This is a genomic window from Pyxidicoccus trucidator, assembly GCF_010894435.1.
Lineage (GTDB): Bacteria > Myxococcota > Myxococcia > Myxococcales > Myxococcaceae > Myxococcus > Myxococcus trucidator.
Genome location: NZ_JAAIXZ010000001.1, coordinates 104,006 through 127,174 on the forward strand (window position 1 = coordinate 104,006; position 23,169 = coordinate 127,174).

The window sequence follows — 23,169 nt, forward strand, 5'->3', positions numbered from 1 at the left end:
CCGCCCGCGCGGCGCCACGCCCGGCGCGCCACGAACAACCGCACCCCGCCCATGAGGGTGCCCACCACCAACGCGAGCATGAAGATGACCGCCACGGTGGTGATGCCGAAGACGACGCGCACGCCGAACTCGGTGATGCGGCCGGAGAAGTAGGCCGTGCGCAGCGGCTCCATGGCCCCGGCCATCTCCAGCGCGCGACTTGCTCCACCGCCACCCTTATCGGCGGAATAGCAGCGGACTCGGCTTCTCAGTCTCCTTCGAGAGGAAATCTTGAACCCGGCACGACTTGGGAGGTGTGCTTTGCGAGGAGCACTTCACTCGAAACCTAGCGCTCGGACGCCGACCACAACCGCTCATCTACACCTCCAGTGCTCAGCAAGGACCGAGCAGGAGGCCAGATAAGGAATTTAAACTTGTTGACCTAAATCGCTCCTTATGAGATAAAGGGATCATGGATAATCAACCCAAAGATCCCGATGAGAAGGAGGCCCTTCTTATCATGTTGACCGATGAGTTCATGCAATACAGCAAGCATGACCCTCAAAAATTCATAGCTATCGATATGCTTTTTGAGGAACTGGCCGGGCGAATGGACCACAAGCAACTTTGGGTCGTTGACGAACTGCTTGCGCTGCTCCGCACCGTGGGACGAGGGACGGTCATTGATGCGCTCCGCGCCCTCGACTCCATCGGCCTCGGGGACTTCGTGGTGGGACGCCGAGGGCAGCCCTCCCGCTTCCAGTGGAAATTTGACGCCCACTCCGTCACGGACGCATTGGAGGCATCGAAGTTCCAGGGAGCAACATCGCGCCAAAGCGGAGGCTCTCTGTCCGTCCAATCCAAGGCGCAGACACTGCTCAGCCACCACTTCCGGCTTCGACCCGACTTGACGGTGGAACTCCAACTCCCAGTAGACCTCTCTTCGACTGAAGCGGCGCGGCTGGCGGACTTCGTTCGAACCCTACCGTTCGCGCCATGACTTCGAAAAAGCCCGCCCTCTTTCGTATCGAATTCCTCGCTGCGGCTAGCAAACAATTGGCTGGCATCGCGCCGGTCCATCGCCGCCGCATCGCAGACAAGATCGACACACTCATCAGCAACCCACGTCCTTCAGGTGCCGAGTCGGTCAAGGGCAGCAACTACCTCCGCATTCGCATTGGGGATTACCGAGTCATCTACGAGATCGAGGACGACCGGCTGGTCGTCCTGGTCGTGCGAGTGGGGCACCGACGCGAGATCTACCGGTAGTGCGTTTGCCGGCAAGGCCGAGTTCCTCTTTCACTTTTTCCCAAGGAATGCGCGCCTGTCCCTCACTGTCTCGTAGTGCCTGCTCCGCAGCCGCGGAGTCGAGCCGGTCATCCAACGCCTCAAGCATCTCAAGATCCTCGACGGGGATGATGGCGACGAGCCTCTTCCCGTGACGAGTCAACACAACCCGCTCCTTGCCATAGGCAGCCCGGTTGAGAAGTTCCGCAAGTTCGTCGCGGGCTTTAGTGATGCTGACTTCCGCCATGTTCATTCCCCCAAAAACGTACGTTTCATACGTTATGGCAAGTCTCCTCCTTTTGCCACCGTTTCATACTCGGTAGCAGTAAGAGCCGACATGCACCTGAGAGGGCTCCAAGCCATTGGACCAGCGGCTGCCGCCATCTGGCCAATGCAGGTAGCCAATATCTCCTGAAGGAATCAGGGACTGAAGAATCAGGGGTAAGACGGTGCCAGAAGCGCGCTCAGCGCCCGCCCGCGCGGCGCCACGCCCGGCGCGCCACGAACAACCGCACCCCGCCCATGAGGGTGCCCACCACCAACGCGAGCATGAAGATGACCGCCACGGTGGTGATGCCGAAGACGACGCGCACGCCGAACTCGGTGATGCGGCCGGAGAAGTAGGCCGTGCGCAGCGGCTCCATGGCCCCGGCCATCTCCAGCGCGCGCGCCGGCAGCGAGTCCAGCGACAGCGACAGTCGCTGCAGGAACCGCGAGGGGAAGAAGCGCAGCGCCAGCTCCACCCCGAAGCCCACCACGAGGTAGAGCAACGAGAGCAGGAAGGCGTTGCCCCACATGATGCGCAGCAGCGAGGCAGCCTCGGGGCGGGTCGGGAAGGGCCTCACGCTATCTGGCCGCCTTCTTCTTCAGGGCCGGTAGCGCCTTCTTCACCCGCGCCGCCTCCGGTGAGCCATCCGCCAGCCGGAGGAAGGTCTCGTAGGACTCCACCGCCCGGGGCAGCTCCGCCGAGTCGCGCACCAGCACGTCCGCCAGCGCCAGGTGCGCCAGGCCGTCCGTGGGCTCCAGCTCCACGGCCTTCGCCAGCGCAGTCTTCGCCACCGGCTCCTGCCGCTGCTTGAGGGCCACCAGCCCCAGCGCCAGGTGCGAGCGCCCGGCATGCGGCGCCAGCCGCACCGCCTCGTCCGCCGCGGTGCGGGCGTCCTTCACCACGCCGGCCCCCAGCAGCACGCGCGCCATGGTGGCCTGCGCGAAGCCCTTGTCCCAGACGGTGGGCGCTCGGGAGGACAGGTCCTCCAGCGTCCGTGCGGCGGCGCGCCCGCCAGCGGGAAGCTGCGCGTAGATTTCGCCCACCCGGCCACAGGTGGCGTCGGGCCCCTCGCGCCGGGCGGCGGCGAAGGCCGCGTCCGCGTTGTCCACGTTGCCCTGGCGCAGGAAGGCGTGGGCAATCTCGCAGAAGGTGTCCGGGTCCTTCGGGTCCAGCTTGTTGGCGCGCTCGAGCGCCGAGAAGCCGCCCCGCGCGTCGCCCGCCGCAAAGAGGATGGCGGCGCGCAGCCGGTGCGCCTCCGCGTCGTCCGGCGCCAGCTTCGCCGCGCGGCCCACCGCCCCTTCCGCGTCCTTGCGGCGGCCGGCGTGGTACAGCGCCAGCGCGAAGCCCTTGTGTGCCCCCGCGCTGCCCGGGTTCTCCAGCTGCCACGCCTCGAACTGCTTGAGGGCCTCGGGCGTGCGGCCCAGGGCCAGCAGCGTGCGGCCCAGCGCGTCGCGGGACTCGCCGTGCGCGCCGTTGCGCTCCACCGCCTGCGTCAGCGGCTTGAGGGCCATGTCCGGCAGCCCGCGCGCCAGCAGCAGCCGCCCCAGCGAGCAGGAGCCCTCGTAGTCACGCGGGTCCTTCTGCGCCTCCTCGAACTGGGCCTGCGCCTTGTCGAAGGCGCGCTCACGCCAGTACACCTGCCCCAGCGCCAGCCGCATGTCGCTGCGCGGGCGCTTGGACGCCGCGAGCGCCTTCTCCAGCAGCTCGCGCGCCTGGGACGCGTTGCCCTCTGCGGCGTCCGCCAGGGCCAGCCAGGACACGGCCTCGGGCGGGTAGCGGTCATTCACCCGGGTGCGCGCCAGCTCCGTGCGGGCGCGCTTCCAGTCACCCAGCCGCGCGTAGGCCGCGCCACGCACCAGCGCCACCTTGCGGCCACCGTCCGCGTCCAGGCGCGTCAGCACCTCGCGCTCGCGGTCCCGGTCCAGCAGCGTGCGACCCAGTCCCTCGCGGGCCTCGTCGCTCTTGGGCTGCACCTTGAGGGCGGCCTCGTACGCGGACTGCGCCGCGTCCAGCTTGCCGGCCCTACGACTGGCGGCGCCCAGCGCGAGGTGGAACTCCAGCGCCATCGGCCCCTGCGTGCCCTTGGCCAGCAGGGCGCGGGCCTCCTCATGCTTCCCCTTCGCGGAGAGCAGCTCGCCGTGCACCAGTTGCTGGCGCGCCTTCAGCGCGGAGGGCAGCTTCGCGTCCTCGGCGAGCGGCGCCACGTCCGCCAGCGCCGCGTCCAGGTCCTGGTCCAGCGCGAGCCGCGCCTCGGCGAGGCCGATGCGGGCCGAGGGGTGCTCGGGAGACTTCTTGCGGGCGCGCTCGAACATCTCGACGGCCTGCGGGAAGTCCTCGGAGGCGAGGTAGTAATTGCCCAGGGCCACCAGCGCGCGCACGTTGACGACCGAAGCCCGCAGCGCACGGTCGAAGCGCTCCAGCGCCTTCTTCTCGTCCTTGTCCTTCGCCTCCAGCAGCAGCCGGGCGGCGAGCGCGTGGACCTCGGTGTTGTCCTCCGTGGAGGTGAGCAGCGCGCGGCGCGCGGGCTCGCGCCCACGGTCATCGGCCACCAGCACGTTGGTGGCGAGCACCAGGCCCGGCGAGCCCTCCTTCACACCCGGCTTCTCCAGCGCCTCCAGCGCCAGCCGCCGGTCTTCCGGAGACATGCCGTGGTCCGCGAAGCGCAGCGCGTGCGTCCAGGCGGTGAGCGCCCAGGCCCGGCTGCTGCTCTCGTCCATCTCCCGCGCGAGCTGCAGCTGCGTGAGCGCCGCCTCCAGCGAGGCGTGCGTGTCCTGGACGGTGAGGTCCTCGGCCCGGGCCAGCGCCTCGTTCAGCGTCTGCCCGCCGTTGTCCGCGCTGATCTTGATGAAGCCGACGATGATGATGGCCAGCACCACCACCGCCACCACGGCGCCGGCCATCTTCACGCCGTGCCGGGCGATGAACGAGGTCTTCGCGGCCTCGCGGTCCAGCTTCTCCCGCAGCTCCTTCTCGTAGGCGGCGGTGAGCGCCTCCGTGTCGGGCGCGCTGGCCTTGGCCTTCGCCTTCACGACGGGCGTGGCGGTCGCGGTGGCATCCGGAATGTCGTCGAGCAGCGAGCGCTTTCCACCTGACGGGCGCACCGCCGAGGGCGCGCGGGCGGCGACAGGGGCCTGCCCGGTGGGCTCGGGAGGCGGCAGGTCGCCCAGCAGTCCACCCGAGGCCGCAATCGTGGGCTTCGCGGTGGTGAACTCGCCGGACAGCAGCAGCGGCATCTCGCTGGTGCCCTCGGGCGGGGGGACGTCGAGCAGACCGGGGCCCCCAGCGTCCGAACCCCCATCACCGGAGGAGTCCTCCTCACCAGCGGCGGGCTCCGAGCTCCCCTCGGACGCGGCGGAAGCCTCGTTCTCGGACGAGCCTCGCGTCTCCACCGAAGCCGCGGCACCCGCGCCGTCGGCGGCGCCGTCCTCGTCATCCAGCGACAGGTCCAGCCCCGGCAGCTCCGTGCCGGACGCCGGCCGCAGCACGGGAACCGGCCGGTTCATCAATCCCAGCGAGGACGCCGCATCGCCCGCGGTGCCACCCGCCCCGACGGCGGCGTGTTCGCCCGTGGCGACACGGCCGGCCTTCCCGGACGCACCCGGTTGCCCGGCTCCGGCGTCGTCACCCGCCGCCGGCCCGGCTCCCGCCTCGGCCGCGCCCGGCGTGCGTGCGCCCGCATCAGTCCCAGCCGCCTTGCGCGCACCCGCCTCGGCGCCACCGTCCGCACCCGCCGGCTTCGCCTTCCCTGCTTCACCGAGCGCCGCCGAGCGCCGCCGAGCCGCCGCCATGGGTGCCGCGGCGTCAGCCACCTCCGCGCGCGCGCCCTCGGTGGACGCCGGTTCCTCGGCCTCGCCCTCGGACGACGTCTTGGCCTTCTCCAGCCCCATCAGGTCCGCGAAGACAGGGGCCGGGCCACCGGCCAGCGCCTGCTGGGCCTGCTCCAGCCACAGCTTCACGCGCCCGTCATTGGGCTGCAGCGCCACCGCCTTGCGGAGGATGGGCAGCGCCGAGCGGTACAGCCCGCGCTGCAGCAGCACCTCGCCAATGAGGTTGTACGCGTACGGGTTGTCCTTCTCGATGCTGATGGCCTGGTCGAACTGCTCCATCGCCTCCGCGGGACGCCCCAACTGGATGAGGGCCTTGCCCCACAGCACCCGGCCCACGGTGGACGTGGGGTGGTGGGAGATGCCCTGCCCGCAGACCTCGATGGCGCGCGCCGCGTCCCCCTTTTCCAGCAGGGCCTTGGCGAGCTCGACGAAGACGGAAGAAGTGGGGTCCTGCCGGAGGAGCTGCTCGTATCGCTCCACCATCGACTTGGCCATGTGCGCTCACGACTCCGGTACTCGGGAGGGGAGCGGGACCATAGCACCACGTCCTCGTCCGGGGCTGCTGGCGGGTGTTACCGTCCCACGCGTGAAACGCCTGCCTGCCCTCTTTCTCGTGCTCGTCCTCGGGGCGTGCGCAACCACGTCCAAGAAATCCAACCTGGAGGCACTCAAGCCCACCGTGGAGAGCTTCCACCAGCTCATCCGGTGGCGAGACTACCGCTCGGCCGCCCGCCTCATCGTCCCGGAGCGCCGCACGGACTTCCAGCGCGCCCGAATCGACCTGCACGACGAGAGAGACCTCACCATCACCGACTACGAAATCGAGGACGTGAAGCTGTCGGACGACGGGCAGCGCGCCACCGTGCAGAGCCGCATCCAGTGGATGCGCCTGCCGTCCGCATCCGAGCGCACCGCCCTCGTCACCTCGGAGTTCGTCTTCCGGAACGGGACGTGGCTGCTGGAGCGACAGCTCGACGGGCCCTTCGAGGGCGAGCTGCCGTAGAAAAGAAACCGCCCACCGTCTCGGGGCCGGCCGAGGCGGTGGGCGTCGGGTGCTCCCCAATGGAGCGCCCTACAAGAAACCGCCCACCGTCTCGGGGCCGGCCGAGACGGTAGGCGTCGGGAACTCCCCAATGGAGTGCCCTACAGGATGGCGGAGGCGACGCTGTGTCCAGGCCCGCGTCGCCGCGCCGTTTCGTGGGCTTCCTAGAGCAATGCGAGTGCCAGCCTCCTTGCGAGTCTTTGGAGGAGGACACGCCATTGGAGATTCAAGGACTTGCAATCCCAGACGCCTGGACGCCCGCCTGCTCTACCGCCCCGGTCCTGACATCACTGTCAGGGCGATGTGCAGGGGGCGTCACGTCAGGCGTGACACCCATGTCAGGGGGCCTCGGACTTTCCCGCCGCTACTCGCCCTGCACGGAGCGGATGGTGTCCCGCATGGAGTTGCGGGGCTTCCAGTCCACGTCCTTCGTCCAGCGGCTGCCGTCCACGGCACACAGGAACTGGATGTGGTCCAGCTCCGGGGGCGGGAAGTTGGCGAGCCGGTACTTGAACAGCGTGCGCAGCAGCGGGCGGGCCAGGGGGTGCGGCACGGGGATGGGGCTGTTGCCCAGCTCGCGCATGACGGCGGACAGGGGCACCTCGCCGGGTCCCACCACGTTGTAGACGCCCTTGGGCTCGGGGCGGAGGGCCTGCACCATGGCGCGCGCGACGTCCTCCACGTGGATGAGCTGCACCATGGGGTCGAAGCCGGCCATCACCCACGGGCGGCGCAGGCGCAGGTAGTTGGAGGGCGCGTTTTTGATGGTGGGCCCGACGATGTGGACGGGGCGGAGGATGACCGTCTCGATGTGGGGGTGCTTCCAGAAGAAGCCATGCGCGAGCATGTCCACTTCGATGAGGTCCCTCACCCCGGAGAAGCGGCTGGCCGCCATCAGCGGCGCGTCCTCGGTGAGGAAGTTCGAGTTGTCCGGACTGGGCCCGTAGACGTTGGCCGAGGAGAGGACCACGACCTTCTTCACGCCGTACTTCGCGCAGTACTCCAGCAGGCGCGTGGTGCCCACGACGTTGAAGGAGTGGTGCTCCTCCTCGCTCATCCGCGGGTCATGCATGATGCCCATGTGGATGACGGCTTTGACCTCGTTCTTGCGGAAGACGTCCTCCGCCTTCTTCTTCCGCAGGTCGAGCTCGTACATCTCCACGTCTTTGGGCCGGCCCACGAAGGGGCGCCGGTCGATGCCGATGATGCGCTCGTGCTTGTGGAGCAGCTTGGCGAGCGTGCGGCCGAGGTTGCCGCTGATGCCCGTGACGACGACGGCCGGTCTCATGGTGCCTGCCTCCCTAGCACCTCCACCACCTCCCGGGCTCACCAGAACACCCCACGACGCTCCTTGAGGCCCTGGTGCAGCATGGACTGAATCGCCGCCTTCACGGTGCGGACCTTCTTGTCCAGCTCGCTGTCCTCGTCATCCGCGCGTCCGGTGAAGCGCAGCGGGTCCCCGTAATAGATGCGGTACTTCGTCGGCAGGGGGATGGGCAGCCCCGTGGGCGTGACGGGGAAGGACGGGAAGCCGAGCAGCTTCGCCACCGGCTTGAGGTTCATCAGCGCGGGGGCCTGCTCCTCGGCGCCGACGACGGCAATCGGGATGATGGGCGTGTGCGTCTCCAGCGCGAGCCGCATGAAGCCCAGCCCGAACTCCTGGAGCTGGTAGCGCTGGGGCCACAGCTTGTTGATGCCGCGCTGGCCCTCGGGGAAGACGAGGATGGCCTCCTCCGCGTCCAGCAGCCGGCGGCAGTTCTCGGGGGTGCCCACAATCTGCCCCATGCGGGCCATGAAGGTGGACACGTAGGGCAGTGAGGGCACCCACTTCTCCACCATGCTGCGGATGGCGCGCGGCGGGCTGGCCTCCAGCATCATGGAGACGCCAATCATGGCCCCGTCCAGCGGCAGCTGGCCCGAGTGGTTGGACACCAGCAGCACCCGGCCCGCGGGCACCTTCTCGATGCCGTACGTCTCCACCCGGAAGTAGTTCCGGTAGAGCCACAGGAAGGGCGCCACGGCGGACAGGCTGTAGTCGAGGTTGTAGCCGAACGGGTCGACGCCGTACTCGTTCTCCGGGCGGGCGAGCGCCATGAGCCGGCCCTTCTGCTCGTCATTGGCGAGCCGGTCCGTCCAGTCGCGCAGGCCCTTCTTCACTCGGTCGGTCAGACGCTCCAGCATAGGGAGGGTTCTTTACACCACCGGCCCCCGCTCCGGGAGGGACGGAGTACGCTGGCGGACACGCCGGGCCCATTTCCCCCCGCGCATGCGAGTGTGTGACGCTCGTCCTGCCGTGCGTGGCTGATAGGAGGTTGTGCGGTGACGACTGCCGTGGCCCGGGCGCCGGCCCCGCTCCTGGCGCCCGTGGAACAGCGGGCTCCGGTGCTGCTCGTCCATGGCATCGACGACAACGCGAGCGCCTTCGACGCCATGCGCGAGCGGCTGGAGCGTGAGGGCTGGGCCCACGTCCACGCCTTCTCCCTGGTGCCCAATGACGGCTCGGAAGGAGTGCCCGCGATGGCCCGGCAGGTGGCCCGGGAGGCCGAGGCGCTCCGGGCGCGCACGGGCGCGCGGCGGGTGGACGTGGTGGGCTTCAGCATGGGGGCGCTCGTCACGCGCTGCTGGCTGCAGCTGCAGGGCGGGCGGCTGGTGGTGCGGCGCTTCATCTCCATCTCCGGGCCGCACGCGGGCACCCGGATGGCGTGGCTGCGCCGGGGCAAGGGCGTGCGGCAGATGCGGCCCCGGAGCGGGCTCTTGCGCGACCTCCAGAGTGACAGGCGCCCCTGGGGCGAGGTGGAGGTCCACAGCTTCTGGACGCCCTGGGATTTGACCATCTTCCCCGCCTCCAGCTCGCGGCTGCAGGGCGCCTCCGAGCGCACCTTCCCCGTCCTGCTGCACCCGTGGATGATTTCCGACCGGCGCGTCCTCGACGCGGTGGTGGAGGTGCTCGGCTCACCGGCCGTGGCCCGCTGAAGGCAGGCCCCTCTCGCGGGCCCTCAGAGGGTGGCGGAGAGCCGCCCGGCGGCCTCGCGCAGGGTGACGACGTCACACTCCGCCTTCAGCCAGCCGAAGACTTCGCGCAGCCGCTCCATTTTATGGGCGGCGCTCACGCGCAAGTCCCGCTGCTGCCGCACCAGCTCCAGGGGAACGCCGTCGGACGCGTCCAGCACGTCCACCCCGTGCAGCTCGAAGTTGAAGAAGGCGTCCTTGCGGCACGAGCGCCAGGCCGCGCGCAGGGCGGACAGCGGCAGCGTGGTGGCGAACGTGCCGATGAAGGGGAAGCGCACGCCCGGCGTCACCGCCATGGGCAGCTCCAGCACCGCGCCCGTCCCCCGCTGGTAGGGCCGAGCCGGGTCCGGCCGGTACGGCACCCGGGGCGCCAGCAGCACGCGCGGCGTGTCCAGCACCGAGCGCGAGGGCCGCCCCACCAGCGCCAGCGCCCCCATCACCGCCGCCTTGGCCGCGTAGTACGGCGCGGCGGGGAACGCGGACGAGCCATACCGGTAGCCCTGAGCCACCGTGGCCGCATAGAGGTCCGCGTTCAGCGTGTAGCCCGGGGCGCGGAAGCCCTCCGGCCTCGCGCCCGTGGCCGCGAGGATGGCCGCGTCCGCGCGGGCCAGGTCCTCGCGGATGGCGGAGGGGCCCCGGCGCGTGAGCGCGTAGTCATGCGCGTGGCTGTGGCTGGCCACCTCGATTCCCGCCGCGTGGGCGGCGCGCATCCCCGCCGCGGCGCCCGGGTCCGACTCGAGGTCCTCGCCAATGGCGAAGAAGGTGCCCGGCGCGCCCAGCCCGTCCAGCAGCTCGCGGAAGCGGGGCACCGCCACCGCGTGCACCAGCGTGCGGGCGCGCTCGTCCAGCAGCGACTCGGGCAGGCCGTGGATGCGGCAGTAGTGCGGCAGCGAGTCGAGGTCGACGGAGATGGACGCCAGCCGCACGGGTGCGCCCTCCCCGGGCTCGGAGCTCACGTCCCCCGGACGCGGATGACGTAGAACAGCTTGCCCACGTTCTTGAGGACGTTGGGCACGCGCTTGAACAGGTGGATGGAGGGCTGGCGCTTCTCGTGGAGCTGGATGGGAATCTCCAGCACCTTCAGCCCCTCGCGCCAGGCGCGGATGACGAACTCGCTGGCGAACACGTCCATGTCCACCACGCACTTCTGGATGACGGGCAGCAGCGCCTCGCGGCGGAAGGCCTTCAGCCCGTGCGTGTCCGTGCCCTGGAAGCCCAGCGCGACTTTCAGCAGGCCGTTGTGCACGCGCGTGGCCGCCCGACGCACCAGCGGGCGCTGGTCACTGGCGCCCTTGGCTGCCTTGGAGCCCACCACCATGTCCGCCTCGCCCCGCTCCAGCCTCGGCAGCGCCGAGTCGTAGAAGGTGAGGTCGCACAGGTCGATTTCGTCGCAGACCACGTAGGTGCCGCGGGCCATGAGGATGCCGGCCTTGAGCGCGGAGCCGTAGTTGGGCCGCTCCGAGTGGAACCAGCGCAGGCGCGGGTTCGCCGCGCACAGCTCCTCGAGGATTCGCGGCGTGGCGTCTCGCGAGCCGTTCTCCGCGAAGATGATTTCGTAGTCGAGCCCGCGCGCGTCCAGCCCCTGGCGCAGCTCCTCCGCCGCCGAGCGGATGATGGACTCCTCGTTGTAGACCGGAATGACGACGGAGAGGTGCGGGGCCATGGAATTGGGTCCCTGAGATATGGGGCTGGGGGCGGTGCGTCAACCGTTCAGCGTGCGGGCGCAGGCGCGGCCCGCGAGGATGGCGTCCTCCATGGAGGAGTACTCCCACTGCCCGTAGCGCCCGGCGATGAGGATGCCCGCGTGCTCCAGGAAGCGGAGGATTTCGGCCTTCGCCGGCCCGTACGCATCGTCATAGAGCACGTACGCGTGCGGAATCTCGCGCGCCTGGGCAAAGAGCACGTCGTCCGCCGAGTGAATCATCTGGGAGCGCACCAGGTCCTCCACCGCGTACTTCTCCGCGGTGGCGGGGGCCATCTCGCCGTGGTGGCTGTACTCCACGTAGAAGGTGGAGGTGTCCGGCGGCGCCAGCGGCGCGTACACCGCCGAGGGCGAGCCGATGCGGTACGTGTGGAACTCCGGCTCCGGCAGGTAGATCCAATGCCAGGGCTGGCGGTTGGCCCCGCGCGCGGCCACGGCCACGTAGGTGACGGTGGTGGCGCGCAGCCGCTTCGCCGCGGCCACGACTTCGTCGGGCACGCCCGAGCCGCTCCTGGCCAGCAGCGCCACCAGCCCGGGCAGGGAGATGCTGGACACCAGCCCGGAATAGGGCAGCACGCGGCCGTCGGACAGCGTGATTCTGCGCGCCTTCCAGTCGACGGAGGTGGGCTCGGTGTTGACGCTCAGCTCGCCGCCCTGGAGGTGGCGCAGCATGGCGCGGGCGAGGCTTTCGATTCCGCCCTCGCGCGGGTAGACGAAGGAGGCGTTGTAGCCCACCTGGTCGCTGCCGGCGCCCAGCGCTCCGTCCACCACCTCCTTGAGGTTGGGGCGGGGCACGAAGCGACCCACCCAGGCGGCGGACAGCTCGCGCGGGTGCACCGTCCAGAGCTTCTGGTTGTAGGGCACCATGAAGTTCTTCGCGAAGCCCTCGCCCATGTAGCGGAGGATGAACTCCTCGAAGTTGCGCGGCTCGCGCTCGCGGAGCGCCCGGCCCTTCTCGCCGTGGATGGCCTCCACGTAGCCGACGAGGTTCTCCGCCACGACGTCCGGCGGCAGGCCGTGGGTGTTCACCTGGTACGGGAAGCGGGTGAACACGCCGCGGGTGAAGATGCCCGCCTTGCGCTGGATGCGGACCATCTGCTCCGGCAACCAGACGGTGTTCACCAGCTCCTGGATTTCCGGATCGCGCAGGTGGAGCCAGTGGCCGGTGGGGTCGAAGTAACACCCATCGATGACCTCGGTCTTGATGAGCCCGCCGACCCGGTCCGACTTCTCGATGAGGCGCCAGGGCTTCCGGAGGAAGTGGGCGGTGGACAAGCCCGCGAGTCCCGCGCCAAGGATGACGATGGGTTCCATGCCGGCCCGGGTCTACCACCTCCGCTCTTGGAGGGGGAAAACGAACGCAGGCGCCCCCCTGCGGGTGGACAGAGCCCTCGCCTGCCCGCTCGGGAAGCCAAGGGAGGGGGCATTGCGGCATCGCGTGCGCGTTCTTTCCGGGCTGGAAACGGCTCTGCTACCCTGCGCGCACCGCGAAGGCGCTCCGATGCCTGCTCGCGAGCACTCGCGCCTGTCGGTCCCGTCGAAGGAAACCCATGAAAGTCTCCTGCCCGTCTTGCCAGACGAACTACAACATCGATGACAAGCGGATCCCGCCCGGCGGCGCGAAGCTCAAGTGCGCCCGGTGCCAGACGACCTTTCCCATCAAGCTCGAAGCGGTGAGCGCACCGGCGCCGTCCGCGCCGCAGGCCGCCATTCCCCTGCCGGGCGCCGCGCCGCAGGCCGCCGCCATCCCCCTGCCGGGCGCCGCGCCGTCCTCAGAGGCCATTCCGCTGCCGGGCGCCGCGCCGGACGCGGACGCGTTCAGCTTCGATGACGGCGCCTCCGCCGCCATCCCGCTGCCGGGCGCCGCGCCCTCCGCCGGGGCCATCCCCCTGGACGCGGGCGCGATTCCCCTACCCGGCGCCGCCGCGCCCCGGGCCGCCGCCATTCCGCTGCCGGGCGCCGCCGCGCCGCAGTCCGCCGCCATTCCCCTGCCGGGTGCCGCCCCCTCCTCGCAGGCCATCCCCTTGCCGGGGAGCGCGCCGCAGTCGGCGGCCATCCCCCTGCCGGGTGCCGCGCCGAGGGCCGCCGCCATCCCGCTCGGCGCCGCCCCCGAAGCCATTCCCCTGCCGGGCGCCGCGCCCGAGGCGGACCCGTTCAGCTTCGATGACGGTGCATCCTTCGAGGCGCCCGCCGCCATTCCGCTGCCGGGCGTGGCGGCGCCCCGGGCCGAGGCCATTCCCCTGCCGGGCGCGGCCTCGCCGATGGACGCGTTCAGCGAGTACGACGACAGCCCCGCGCCCGCGCCCGAGAACCGGGACGTGACGCGCGTCGTCCGCATCCCGCTGCCCAGCGACGCGTACCGCGAGCCGCCGCCGCCCGCCGCGCCGCCGGCCTACGGCACCACCGACGAGGTGCGAGGTACCGCCCGCGACTTCGACTTCTCCGAGGAGCCGCAGCCGCTGGAGGTGGCCTCCGAGGGCTTCAGCGCCCCCGTGGAGCCCGGCACCGCGCGCGACTTCGACTTCTCCGACGATTCGCTGCCCGTCCCCGCACAGGCCGCGCCCCCGGCGGACCCCTTCGCCTTCGACATCGAGTCCCAGAGCGGCGAGGCCCAGGCCTACGCCATGCCGCCCACTCCCAACCGTGGAGAGGGCATCGACTTCGGCGCCGCCCCGGCCGAGGCGGACCCGTTCGCCCTGCCCCCGCCGCCGGACGCCTACGCGCAGCCGCCCATGGGCGCGGATGACCCGTTCGCCCTGCCCCCGCCGCCGGACGCCTACGCGCCCGAGGCGGACGCCTTCGCCCTGCCGCCCCCACCCGACGCGTACGCGCTGCCGCCCATGGGCGCGGACGACCCGTTCGCCCTGCCCCCGCCGCCGGACGCGGGCGCGCCCTCGTTCGACTTCGGCGAGCTGCCGGCCCCCGCGGGGGAGAATCCGTTCGCGCTGCCGCCGCCGCCGATGTCGGGGGCGATGGACTACTCCGACCTGCCCTCCCCAGCCGCGCCCCAGGCGCAGGCCATGGACTTCTCGGACCTGCCTGCCCCGGCCGCGCCGCCGCAGGACCTGTCCTTCGACTTCGCCGACGCGCCGGCCGCCCCCGGCGCGGATCCGTTCGCCGTGGACTTCTCGGCCGCTCCGTCGGCCGCGCCCGCACCGGACTTCAACCTCGACTTCGCCGACCCGCCGCCCCCGTCCGCCCCCGTCAACCCGACGGTGGACTTCGGTGACGTGGACTTCGGCTCGCCGCCCCCGTCCGCCTCGGCCGGCATCCCCGACGCGCTCGAGTTCGACCCCACCGCGAGGCCCGGCGACGACCTGGAGGCGGACCTCTCCGACCCGCTGCCCCCGCCGCCCAACGCGGGCCCCGCGGACGGCCTGGAGATGCTGTCGTTCATCGACGACGCCGCCGGCAAGGACGCGGGCGCCCAGGCCGGCGCCAAGGTGCGCCGCTTCCACGTCCGCCGCCGCTCGGGCAAGGTGTTCGGCCCGTTCGACGAGGGCGTCATCGTCAAGATGCTGGAGGACGGACAGCTGCTCGGCAACGAGGACGTCTCCACGGACTCGGAGAGCTGGTCGCCCATCGGCACGATTCCCACCTTCGCCGCCGCCATCCAGCGGCTGATGGAGGGCCCGGCCAGCAAGATGGTGTCCCCCACCGCGGCGCCGGCCACGGTCACCGCCGAGGCGCCCCGCGCCGACGCCGCGCCGCAGGACAACATGAGGCGGCTGGAGCAGCTGTACGAGGGCCGCATGGCCGGCGTGGCCGTGGTGGACCGCAGCGGCGCCACGGAGAAGTGGAAGAAGCGCATCCCCTTGATGGTGGCCGCCGGGGTCGGCGTGGTGATTCTGGGCATCGGCGCGGGCATGGAGTTCGGCTCGCGCTACGGCGCCTTCGGCCGCCGCGCCCTCTTCCCCGCCCGCGTCGCCGCCGGCTCGCCCCTGGCGAAGCAGGTGGAGGACGCGCGCCAGGCGCTGCTCCAGGACACCTTCGCCAGCTACAAGCAGGCGCACGCCCTCAGCACCCAGGCGCTCCAGCAGGGCGAGTACCCCGCGGTGCGCTCCCTGTGGTGCCAGTCCGTGCACTACCTCCAGCGCCGCTACTCCGCCGCGGACCCGAACGAGATGGGGCGCTGCCGTATTGCGATGCCGGACATCGAGCTGCTCGGCCAGAAGGACGTGGACGTCGTCAAGGCCGCCGCGGCCATGGCCCTCACCAGCCGCCAGCCGGACACGGTGCTCGCGGCGCTCACGGATGCGTACAGCCGCGAGGCCCACCAGGGAGACCTGGAGCTGGCCTTCCTGCTGGCCGAGGCCTATTCGCAGAAGCGCGACGACGCCCGCGCCCTCGAGACGCTGACCAAGATTCTGGCGCGTGACGCGAAGTCCGCCAAGGCGCACCACGCCCTGGGCAACCTGCACCAGACAGCGGGCCGCGCGGACGAGGCCGCCGCCGCGTACGCCGCGGCGCTGGAGGCCGACCCGAAGCACGCCGCCTCCGCGGTGGAGCTGGCCGCGGTGGAGCTGCTGGTGCGCAAGGACGGAGACAAGGGCGCCCAGGCCGTGGACCGCGCCCTGGCGGAAGACGTCCAGTCCGCGCTGGGCCCGGCGGAGCTCGCCCGCGCCCGCGGACTCAAGGGCGTGGCCCTCTTCCAGCAGCACAAGCCGAAGGAGGCCGAGGCCGAGCTGAAGGCCGCGCTGGAGAAGGACCCCGAGTCCGCCTTCACCAAGGCCCAGCTCGCCCGCGTGCTGCGCGCCCAGCGCAACTACGACGGCGCGCTGGCGCTCTACGAGCAGTTGGCCACCAAGGAGCCCGAGAATCTGGAGTACGCGGACGGCCACATCACCGCGATGGTGATGACGGGGAAGATGCAGGCCGCGCTGGACGCCGTGCAGAAGGCCAACGAGCGCTTCCCCAGCGAGGCGCGCATTGCCTACCTCTACGGCCGCATCGAGGATGCGCTCGACAAGGTCACCGAGGCCGAGGGCCACTACAAGCGCGCCATCGCCGCGGACGACAAGCTGGTGGAGGCCAGCCTCTACCTGGGCCGCTTCTACCTGCGCCAGCGCCGCAACGCGGAGGCCCGCACGCAGCTGGAGCTGGCGGCGTCCAAGGCGCCGGACCACCCCGGCGTGCGTTCCGGCCTGGGCGAGCTGGCCCTGGCGGAGAACAATGCGCTGCTGGGCCAGCAGGAGTTCGAGCGGGCCGTGCAGCTGGACCCCAACCTCGCCGACGCCCACCTGGGCCTGTCGCGCGTGGCGCTGCTGTCCGGTGATTTGGAGAAGGCGAAGTCCGAGGCCAACCGCGCCCTGGAGCTGGACCCCCATCTCTTGAAGGACGGCCGGTTGCAGCGTGGCATCGTCCTGTGGCGGCTGGGCCAGCTCGACGAGGCCGTCACCGAGCTGGAGAAGGCCAAGGTGGAGGACCCCCGCTCCACCACCACGCCGATTACCCTGGGCGCGGTGCTGCTGGAGAAGGGCGACCTGGCCGGCGCGGAGAGCAACCTTGGCCTGGCGCTGAGCAACGAGCCCTCCAACCACGAGGCGCTCTACTACCTGGGGCTCGTCAAGGCGAAGCGGCTGGAGTTCACCGGCGCCGTGGACAACATGCGCAAGGCGGTGGAGCGCGCGCCCACGCGGCCGGACTACCACTACGCCTATGGCGTCATCCTGCGGGACGCCAAGAACCTGCCGGACGCCATGGCGGAGTGGCGCAAGGCCGTGGAACTGGACGCGAAGAACGCGGACGCCCACGAGGCGCTCGGCCATGCCCTGCTGGAGGGCGGCGAGTTCGAGGAGGCCATCACCTCCTTCGAGGCCAGCCTGAAGGCCGACCCGCGCCGCACCCGGGTGCTGGGCTCCATCGGCGATGCGTACTTCAGCGCCGCGCGCTGGAACGACGCCGTGAGGCGCTACCAGACGGCGCTCAAGGAGGACCCGAAGCTGACCTACGTCTATTACAAGGTCGCCCGCGCCTTCACCGAGCAGGCCCAGTACGCCAAGGCCATCGACTGGTACCGCAAGGCCACCTCCGTCGAGCCGGAGAACCCGATGTCCTACTACTACCTGGGCTACGCCTATAAGGAGCGCAACAAGCGCCGCGAGGCCGTCCAGGCGTTCAAGGACTACCTCTCCCGCAAGCCCGACGCGACGGACAAGAAGGACATCGAGGACGAAATCTACGACCTGCAGAACTAGTCCGGAGCGGGCGTCCGGCCGGGGCCAGGGCCCCGGCCGGCGTCAGGCCGGAAGGGGCCGGGGCGTCCGCCCCTGAGCAGCCCGGGTGCGAGGAACCTTGCTGGCCCCCACCCGGGGTGACTACAAGGCGCCCCATGCTGGACCTCCGGAACGTTGCGCAGAACTTCGATGCCGTTGTCGCCCGCCTGAAGACGCGGGGCGGCAGCCTGGACCTGGGCCCCTTCCAGCGCCTCTTCGCCGAGCGGCGCGAGCTGTACGTCTCCATGGAGTCGCTGTCCGCCCGGCGGAACGCGGCCAACGAGGAGATGAAGCGCAAGGCGAAGGAGGACCCCAAGGCGCTGGACGCGCTGCGCGGCGACCTCCGCGCCGTCTCCCAGGACATCAAGGAGAAGGAGGCCCGCCTCAAGGAAGTGGAGGAGGAGCTCAGCCGCATCCTCCTGCTCATCCCCAACGTGCCGCACGAGTCGGTGCCCGTGGGCGCCGGCGCCGAGGACAACGTCCAGGTGCGCACCTGGGGCGAGAAGCCCAACCTCCTCTTCACGCCCAAGCAGCACTTCGAGCTGGGCGAGAAGCTGGGCATGCTCGACTTCGAGCGCGCCGCCAAGGTGTCCGGCAGCCGCTTCGCCTTCTACAAGGGCGCGCTGGCGCGGCTGGAGCGGGCGCTCGTCACGTTCATGATCGACGTGCACTCCCAGAAGGGCTACCTGGAGATGCTCCCGCCCTACCTGGTGCTGCGCGAGACGATGATGGGCACCGGGCAGCTGCCGAAGTTCGAGGACGACGCCTTCAAGACGCTGGGGGAGCCGGAGCGCTTCCTCATCCCCACGGCGGAAGTGCCCGTCACCAACTACCACTCGGACGAAATCCTCGAGGGCGAGCAGCTCCCCCTGCGCTACTGCGCCTTCAGCCCGTGCTTCCGGGCCGAGGCCGGCTCGGCGGGCAAGGACACGCGCGGCCTCATCCGCCAGCACCAGTTCCACAAGGTGGAGCTGGTGAAGTTCTCCCCGCCGGAGAAGAGCCTGGACGAGCTGGAGACGATGACGGACGACGCTTGCGACATCCTCCGTCGACTGGGACTGCACCACCGCGTCATGCTGCTGTGCACCGGAGACATGGGCTTCGGCGCCCGCAAGACGTACGACATCGAGGTCTGGCTGCCCGGCCAGGACAGCTACCGCGAGATTTCCTCCTGCTCGGACTGCGGCGACTTCCAGGCCCGTCGGGCGAAGATCCGGTTCCGGGCCCAGAAGGGGGACAAGCCCCAGCTCGTCCACACGCTCAACGGAAGCGGCCTGGCGGTGGGGCGTACGAGCATCGCCATCCTGGAGAACTACCAGCGCGAGGACGGAAGCGTGGCCATCCCGGAGGCGTTGTGGCCGTACATGGGGGGGCTGAAGGAGCTGAAGCCACTTTGAGCCTTGAATCCGGCTTGCAACGGGCCCCGAATAAGGTAGAAGGGCGGCCCCACGGTCGCCGTCGGACCAAGGGACTCCGCCGGCTCTGAAGCATGGAGGCGTGGCCGAGCGGCTGAAGGCAGCGGTCTTGAAAACCGCAGAGGGTGCAAGCTCTCCGTAGGTTCGAATCCTACCGCCTCCGATTTTGTGCTTGAGTTTTGCGGTTCTTTGACAGAAAAAAGCTGGAGAGATGGCCGAGAGGCTGAAGGCACAGGTTTGCTAAACCTGCATACTCGAAAGGGTATCGAGGGTTCGAATCCCTCTCTCTCCGCCACTTGTTGTAGTAGCAGCGCCGGAAGAAATGCTCCCTTAGCTCAGCTGGATAGAGCGTCGGACTACGAATCCGAAGGCCGGAGGTTCGAATCCTCCAGGGAGCGCCACTTCTTTCGAGCCAGTCTCCATGAGTGACGACGAAGCTTTCATGCAGCAGGCGCTTGCGCTCGCGCGGGAAGCCGCGGAACTCGGAGAGGTCCCCGTCGGTGCGGTTGCGGTGTTTGACGGAAACGTCATTGGCACCGGCTTCAACCGCCGCGAGGTGGACCGACACCCGCTCGCTCACGCAGAGATGCTGGCCATGGATGCCGCGGCCAGGAAGCTGGGAGTGTGGCGACTCTCAGGCGTCACCCTGTACGTGACGCTGGAGCCGTGCGCGATGTGCGCTGGAGCGCTGGTGCAGTCCCGGGTGACACGGCTCGTCTTTGGAGCCTCGGACCCCAAGGCAGGCGCGGTAGGCTCGCTCTACAATCTGGCCGAGGAGCCCCGGCATAACCACCGGCTCCAGGTGACAAGTGGCATCCTGGCGGACGAAAGCCGCCTGCTTTTGAAGACGTTCTTCGAGCGCCTGCGCGCGAGGAAACGTGAAAACTGAATACTGGAGAGCTGGCCGAGTGGTCGAAGGCACCTGACTCGAAATCAGGCGTACCGGTAACGGTACCGTAGGTTCGAATCCTACGCTCTCCGCTCCAGACTTATGGAGAGGTGGCCGAGCGGTTGAAGGCGCACGCCTGGAACGCGTGTATATCTGAAAGGGTATCGTGGGTTCGAATCCCACCCTCTCCGTTGTTGTTTCAGCAGTAGGTTGTTACAGACTTTGTGGTCGGGACAACGTGGGGGCGCGAACCCCGCCAGGTCCGGAAGGAAGCAACGGTAGCGTACTTCCGCGTGTGTCCCGGCCGTTTCTTGTGAGGAGCCGGCACCCTGTCTCAGGGTGCTGGCTCTTCGCCTTTGCGGGCAGGCCCTCGCTCGGGCCGTCCGCGGCTACTCGCGGACGAGGAGTGTCTCGCGGCCGATTCTGCGCGCCACGCGGAAGCCGGCGGCCTGGAGCTCCGTGAGGGCCCGGTCCTCGAAGGTGACGGCGCGGTTGAAGTTCCTGTCCCGCATGGCGTGCTGGAAGGCGCCGTCATGCGGCCAGTCGCAGGTGAGCCAGGGAATCTGCTGGCCCAGGTAGAAGAAGCCGCCGGCGCCCCACAGCCCCTCGTTGACGATGAGCAGGCCGCGAGCCCCTCCCCCTTCGGTGGCGGCGACGATGGCGCGGAACTGGTCCGCCCGCAGGTCGCCCGACGGGTAGTCGGCGGCCACCTGCAGGCCCGCTCCCACGGCGAGCGCGGCGAGGCCCCACCGGAGGAAGGGCTGGGCCCGAGTGGTGATGAAGACGGCCACCGGCGGCGCGGCGGCCAGCACGGCCAGCACCAGGCCGGGATAGAGGAAGCGCTCCTCCTTGTGCGCGGTGGCCAGCAGCACTCCGGTGTACACGGCCGCGCACCACAGCGGCAGGGACAGCACGCGCCGCTGGCGCAGGGAGGCGAGGCCCACGACCGCCGCGGCCCCCGCCCAGAGGGGCACGGCGGAGAGGAGCGGTCGCGCGTAGAAGCCAGGGGACGAGGAGCCGAAGCGGGCCGCGGCCTCCCCGGAGAAGACGTTGAAGCGCGCGTAGGCGATGAACGAGTGGAAGGGAGAGCCCCAGGTGGCCCAATCCAGGGCGCCCAGTCCCGCCGCCACCGCCAGCCCGCCCGCGCAGGTGAAGGCCAGCAGCCGCCAGCGGCGCGCGCCCACCAGCCACACCAGCGCGGCGAGGACGAAGATGGCGGAGGGGTAGCGCGCCACCACCGCCAGCCCCAGGGCCATGCCGCCGACGAGGCCCGCGCGGACCGGGCGCTCGCGCCTGTCCAGCGCCTCCATGGCCACGACGAGGAAGGACGCGGAGATGGACTCTCCCAGCGTGCGCCCCGCGAAGACGAGCACCGGCCCGTACAGGCCCACCAGGAGGGCGGCCAGCCACCCACCCGCCGGGCCCGCGCGGCGCGAGGCGAAGCGGTACGCGGCCCAGAGACTCCAGGCGTGCAGGGCCGCCTGGGGAATGGCCACCACCGCCCGGTATCCCTGGGGATGCGTGATTCCGAGCAGGTCCGCCAGCTTGAGGAAGCCGGCCAGCACTCCGGGCACGGCCCAGTTGCGGATGCCGTCCTTCCACTCCCAGGCCAGCACGCCGTAGCCGTGGACGCGCCACCAGGCCGGCTCCAGCGCCTGATACACCTCGTCCGGGTGGATGCGGCCCAGCTGCAGCACGGCGATGACGGCCGGCAGCAGCGCCACCAGCGGCAGCAGGAGGACGGGCCAGCGCCGGCCGTTGCGCGGCGCGGCACCGGGCACGTCCGGAGTCGGCTCGGGTGTTGAGTCGGGAACGGCGAAGGCCGGGAGCTGGGGTGCGGGCGCGGACACGGGCGCGGAGGACTCTCCCCGCCCCGGAGCCCGGGCGCAAGGTGCGTTGCGTTTGTCCGCCTGCCCTCCGCTCGGGTAGGAACGCAGGAAACCCAGCAGCAGGAGGAGGAGACGACATGCCGGACGTCATCGTGGTGGGCGCGGGCCACAATGGACTCGTGACAGCGGCGCTGCTGGCGCGCAGGGGGCTCTCTGTCACCGTCCTGGAGGAGAAGGACGTGATTGGCGGCGCCTGCCGCACGGAGTACCCCTTCCGCACCGCGCCGAAGCTGGGCGTGTCCACCGGCGCGTACCTCCTGGGGCTGATGCCGCCGGAGCTGCTGCGCGAGCTGGAGCTGGACCTGCCCCTCAAGCGGAGGGACCCGCATTACTTCCTGCCCACCACCGGCAAGCGCTACCTGCTGTTCGGCTCGGACGAGCGGGAGCTGAAGCGCCAGTTCCTCGAGTTCTTCTCCCAGGCGGACTGGGAGGCCAACCAGGCGATGAACGCCGAGCTGGCCGCGCTGCGCGACGACATCGCTCCGACGTGGCTCCAGTCTCCCGTGTCGATTGAGGAGACCGCCGAGCGCTTCGTCCGCCCTGCCCTGCGCCAGCACTTCGTGCGGCTGTGCCGGGGCACCGCGCGCGAGTACCTGGAGCGCTTCGGCTTCAAGTCCGACTTCGTGAAGGCCATGTACGCGGTGACGGACGCCTTCTCCGGCCTGGACGGCGGCTATGACACGCCCGGCACGGGCATGAATCTGCTCGTCCACAACATGTGCCGGCTGCCCGGCAGCGGCGGCACGTGGATGATTGTCGGCGGCGGCATGGGCACCGTCACCCAGTCCATCGCCAACGTCGCGCGGAAGTACGGCGCGCAGATTCGCACCGGCGCGAAGGTGGCCTCCGTGCGCGTGGACCGGGGCGTGGTGAAGGGCGTGGTGCTGGCGAATGGCGAGGAGGTGAACGCTTCCGTGGTGGTGTCCAACGGCGACCCCTTCCGCACGCTGAAGCTGGTGGACTCGGCGGCGCTGCCCGCGGACTACCGGGCGAAGGTGGACGCCATGGCGACACCGGGCACCACGCTGAAGGTGAACCTCTGCCTCAAGGACCTGCCCACCTTCACCTGCCTCCCCCAGGACCGCGGCCAGTTCGGCCCCACCATCCACCTGCTGCCGCAGGAGGACGACGTGCTCGGGGCGCTGGCGCGCGCCTACAAGGACACGCAGGAGGGGCGGCTGTCGGAGTTCCCCTCCATCGAGTGGTACATCCACACCACGGTGGACCCGTCGCTGCGCGATGCCGAGGGGCACCACAACTCGGCCCTCTTCGTGGAGTGGGTGCCCTACGAGCTCAAGGGCACCACGTGGGAGAAGGAGGAGTCGCGCTACGTGCAAAAGCTCCTGTCCATCTGCGACCGCTTCGCCCCCGGCACCAGCGACCTGGTGCAGGAGACCTTCACCCTCACGCCCCCGAAAATCGAGAAGCACTTCGGCATCACCGGGGGCCACATCCATCATGTGGACAACAAGCTGGGCTTCACCGACCGGCTGCCCTACGAGACGCCGGTCCAGGGGCTCTACTTCTGTAGCGCCGGGTGCCACCCCGCGGGCAGCGTCATCGGCGCGGCCGGACACAACGCGGCCGGCGTGGTGCTACAGGCGCTCGGACGCTGAGTACAATCCCACCTGGTGGGCAGGCCGCGAG

The 23,169-nt window shown here is 70.2% G+C and carries 17 protein-coding genes, 5 tRNA genes and 1 other RNA gene; 14 read left to right on the forward strand and 9 right to left on the reverse strand.

Going from position 1 to position 23,169, the window contains the following annotated elements; genetic code table 11:
- The first annotated feature begins 451 nt into the window (after positions 1-451).
- Together G4D85_RS00500 and G4D85_RS00505 are read left to right on the forward strand one after the other, a co-directional pair.
- On the forward strand, positions 452-979 hold the full coding sequence (locus tag G4D85_RS00500; protein ID WP_164006837.1) for a hypothetical protein: 528 nt from the start codon (positions 452-454) through the stop codon (positions 977-979).
- On the forward strand, positions 976-1,248 hold the full coding sequence (locus G4D85_RS00505) for a type II toxin-antitoxin system RelE family toxin (RefSeq protein WP_164006840.1): 273 nt from the start codon (positions 976-978) through the stop codon (positions 1,246-1,248). Before G4D85_RS00500 ends, G4D85_RS00505 begins: the two co-directional genes overlap by 4 nt.
- Here G4D85_RS00505 and G4D85_RS50660 read toward each other — a convergent pair.
- The 3 genes from G4D85_RS50660 to G4D85_RS00520 form a co-directional block, all read right to left on the reverse strand.
- On the reverse strand, positions 1,172-1,519 hold the full coding sequence (locus tag G4D85_RS50660; protein WP_420821685.1) for a type II toxin-antitoxin system Phd/YefM family antitoxin: 348 nt from the start codon (positions 1,517-1,519) through the stop codon (positions 1,172-1,174). The genes G4D85_RS00505 and G4D85_RS50660 overlap by 77 nt on opposite strands.
- A gap of 211 nt (positions 1,520-1,730) precedes the next feature.
- On the reverse strand, positions 1,731-2,063 hold the full coding sequence (locus tag G4D85_RS00515) for a hypothetical protein (RefSeq protein ID WP_420821693.1): 333 nt from the start codon (positions 2,061-2,063) through the stop codon (positions 1,731-1,733).
- A 49-nt stretch (positions 2,064-2,112) separates the two neighbouring features.
- Positions 2,113-5,856 carry a tetratricopeptide repeat protein gene (locus tag G4D85_RS00520; RefSeq protein WP_164006846.1) on the reverse strand — a complete coding sequence of 1,248 codons (3,744 nt, stop codon included), beginning with the start codon at positions 5,854-5,856 and terminating at the stop codon, positions 2,113-2,115.
- Between the two features lie 91 nt (positions 5,857-5,947).
- Between G4D85_RS00520 and G4D85_RS00525 the strand changes: the two genes are divergently transcribed.
- On the forward strand, positions 5,948-6,364 hold the full coding sequence (locus G4D85_RS00525) for a hypothetical protein (RefSeq protein ID WP_164006848.1): 417 nt from the start codon (positions 5,948-5,950) through the stop codon (positions 6,362-6,364).
- A gap of 403 nt (positions 6,365-6,767) precedes the next feature.
- Here G4D85_RS00525 and G4D85_RS00530 read toward each other — a convergent pair whose 3' ends face one another.
- Entirely contained in the window at positions 6,768-7,691 is a 924-nt protein-coding gene (locus G4D85_RS00530; protein WP_164006850.1) for an SDR family oxidoreductase, read from the reverse strand.
- Positions 7,692-7,729: 38 nt separating this feature from the next.
- Positions 7,730-8,584 carry a lysophospholipid acyltransferase family protein gene (locus tag G4D85_RS00535; RefSeq protein WP_164006852.1) on the reverse strand — a complete coding sequence of 285 codons (855 nt, stop codon included), beginning with the start codon at positions 8,582-8,584 and terminating at the stop codon, positions 7,730-7,732.
- A 138-nt stretch (positions 8,585-8,722) separates the two neighbouring features.
- On the opposite strand from G4D85_RS00535, the gene G4D85_RS00540 reads away from it, so the two are divergent.
- Entirely contained in the window at positions 8,723-9,376 is a 654-nt protein-coding gene (locus G4D85_RS00540) for an esterase/lipase family protein (RefSeq protein ID WP_164006854.1), read from the forward strand.
- A 23-nt stretch (positions 9,377-9,399) separates the two neighbouring features.
- Here G4D85_RS00540 and G4D85_RS00545 read toward each other — a convergent pair whose 3' ends face one another.
- From G4D85_RS00545 to G4D85_RS00555, 3 genes are read right to left on the reverse strand one after another with little or no spacing between them, the layout of a single operon-like run.
- Entirely contained in the window at positions 9,400-10,338 is a 939-nt protein-coding gene (locus G4D85_RS00545) for a polysaccharide deacetylase family protein (RefSeq protein WP_164006856.1), read from the reverse strand.
- Positions 10,339-10,364: 26 nt separating this feature from the next.
- Positions 10,365-11,075, reverse strand: coding sequence for a glycosyltransferase family 2 protein (locus G4D85_RS00550; RefSeq protein WP_164006858.1), 711 nt, complete (start codon positions 11,073-11,075; stop codon positions 10,365-10,367).
- Between the two features lie 39 nt (positions 11,076-11,114).
- Positions 11,115-12,428 (reverse strand): protoporphyrinogen/coproporphyrinogen oxidase, encoded by a 1,314-nt coding sequence (locus G4D85_RS00555; RefSeq protein WP_164006860.1) that lies wholly within the window; start codon positions 12,426-12,428, stop codon positions 11,115-11,117.
- Between the two features lie 236 nt (positions 12,429-12,664).
- Here G4D85_RS00555 and G4D85_RS00560 point away from each other — a divergent pair, with 236 nt between their 5' ends.
- From G4D85_RS00560 to ffs, 9 genes are all read left to right on the forward strand, one after another.
- The gene (locus G4D85_RS00560) at positions 12,665-17,311 is read left to right on the forward strand and encodes a tetratricopeptide repeat protein (RefSeq protein WP_164006862.1); all 4,647 of its coding nucleotides are present in this window, start codon (positions 12,665-12,667) and stop codon (positions 17,309-17,311) included.
- A 134-nt stretch (positions 17,312-17,445) separates the two neighbouring features.
- A complete protein-coding gene (gene serS / locus G4D85_RS00565) occupies positions 17,446-18,726 on the forward strand; it encodes a serine--tRNA ligase (RefSeq protein WP_164006864.1) in 1,281 nt (426 codons plus the stop codon).
- 94 nt (positions 18,727-18,820) lie between these two features.
- A tRNA-Ser gene (locus G4D85_RS00570) sits at positions 18,821-18,907 on the forward strand.
- A 42-nt stretch (positions 18,908-18,949) separates the two neighbouring features.
- Positions 18,950-19,039 (forward strand) — tRNA-Ser (locus G4D85_RS00575).
- 29 nt (positions 19,040-19,068) lie between these two features.
- Positions 19,069-19,145: transfer RNA gene (locus G4D85_RS00580), tRNA-Arg, on the forward strand.
- A gap of 20 nt (positions 19,146-19,165) precedes the next feature.
- The gene (gene tadA / locus G4D85_RS00585; protein ID WP_164006866.1) at positions 19,166-19,633 is read left to right on the forward strand and encodes a tRNA adenosine(34) deaminase TadA; all 468 of its coding nucleotides are present in this window, start codon (positions 19,166-19,168) and stop codon (positions 19,631-19,633) included.
- 5 nt (positions 19,634-19,638) lie between these two features.
- Positions 19,639-19,725 (forward strand) — tRNA-Ser (locus G4D85_RS00590).
- A gap of 12 nt (positions 19,726-19,737) precedes the next feature.
- Positions 19,738-19,824 (forward strand) — tRNA-Ser (locus G4D85_RS00595).
- Positions 19,825-19,854: 30 nt separating this feature from the next.
- Positions 19,855-19,947: signal recognition particle sRNA small type (gene ffs / locus G4D85_RS00600), an RNA gene on the forward strand.
- 75 nt (positions 19,948-20,022) lie between these two features.
- Here the strand turns inward: ffs and G4D85_RS00605 are convergent.
- A complete protein-coding gene (locus G4D85_RS00605; protein WP_420821686.1) occupies positions 20,023-21,483 on the reverse strand; it encodes a glycosyltransferase family protein in 1,461 nt (486 codons plus the stop codon).
- 116 nt (positions 21,484-21,599) lie between these two features.
- On the opposite strand from G4D85_RS00605, the gene G4D85_RS00610 reads away from it, so the two are divergent.
- On the forward strand, positions 21,600-23,138 hold the full coding sequence (locus G4D85_RS00610) for a phytoene desaturase family protein (protein ID WP_164006869.1): 1,539 nt from the start codon (positions 21,600-21,602) through the stop codon (positions 23,136-23,138).
- Positions 23,139-23,169 lie beyond the last annotated feature (31 nt).

Coding starts and splice junctions, on each gene's coding strand:
- G4D85_RS00500 (WP_164006837.1), top strand. CDS start 452: ATGGATAATCAACCCAAAGATCCCGATGAGAAGGAGGCCCTTCTTATC.
- G4D85_RS00505 (WP_164006840.1), top strand. CDS start 976: ATGACTTCGAAAAAGCCCGCCCTCTTTCGTATCGAATTCCTCGCTGCG.
- G4D85_RS50660 (WP_420821685.1), bottom strand. CDS start 1,519: ATGAACATGGCGGAAGTCAGCATCACTAAAGCCCGCGACGAACTTGCG.
- G4D85_RS00515 (WP_420821693.1), bottom strand. CDS start 2,063: ATGTGGGGCAACGCCTTCCTGCTCTCGTTGCTCTACCTCGTGGTGGGC.
- G4D85_RS00520 (WP_164006846.1), bottom strand. CDS start 5,856: ATGGCCAAGTCGATGGTGGAGCGATACGAGCAGCTCCTCCGGCAGGAC.
- G4D85_RS00530 (WP_164006850.1), bottom strand. CDS start 7,691: ATGAGACCGGCCGTCGTCGTCACGGGCATCAGCGGCAACCTCGGCCGC.
- G4D85_RS00535 (WP_164006852.1), bottom strand. CDS start 8,584: ATGCTGGAGCGTCTGACCGACCGAGTGAAGAAGGGCCTGCGCGACTGG.
- G4D85_RS00550 (WP_164006858.1), bottom strand. CDS start 11,075: ATGGCCCCGCACCTCTCCGTCGTCATTCCGGTCTACAACGAGGAGTCC.
- G4D85_RS00555 (WP_164006860.1), bottom strand. CDS start 12,428: ATGGAACCCATCGTCATCCTTGGCGCGGGACTCGCGGGCTTGTCCACC.
- G4D85_RS00560 (WP_164006862.1), top strand. CDS start 12,665: ATGAAAGTCTCCTGCCCGTCTTGCCAGACGAACTACAACATCGATGAC.
- serS (WP_164006864.1), top strand. CDS start 17,446: ATGCTGGACCTCCGGAACGTTGCGCAGAACTTCGATGCCGTTGTCGCC.
- tadA (WP_164006866.1), top strand. CDS start 19,166: ATGAGTGACGACGAAGCTTTCATGCAGCAGGCGCTTGCGCTCGCGCGG.
- G4D85_RS00610 (WP_164006869.1), top strand. CDS start 21,600: ATGCCGGACGTCATCGTGGTGGGCGCGGGCCACAATGGACTCGTGACA.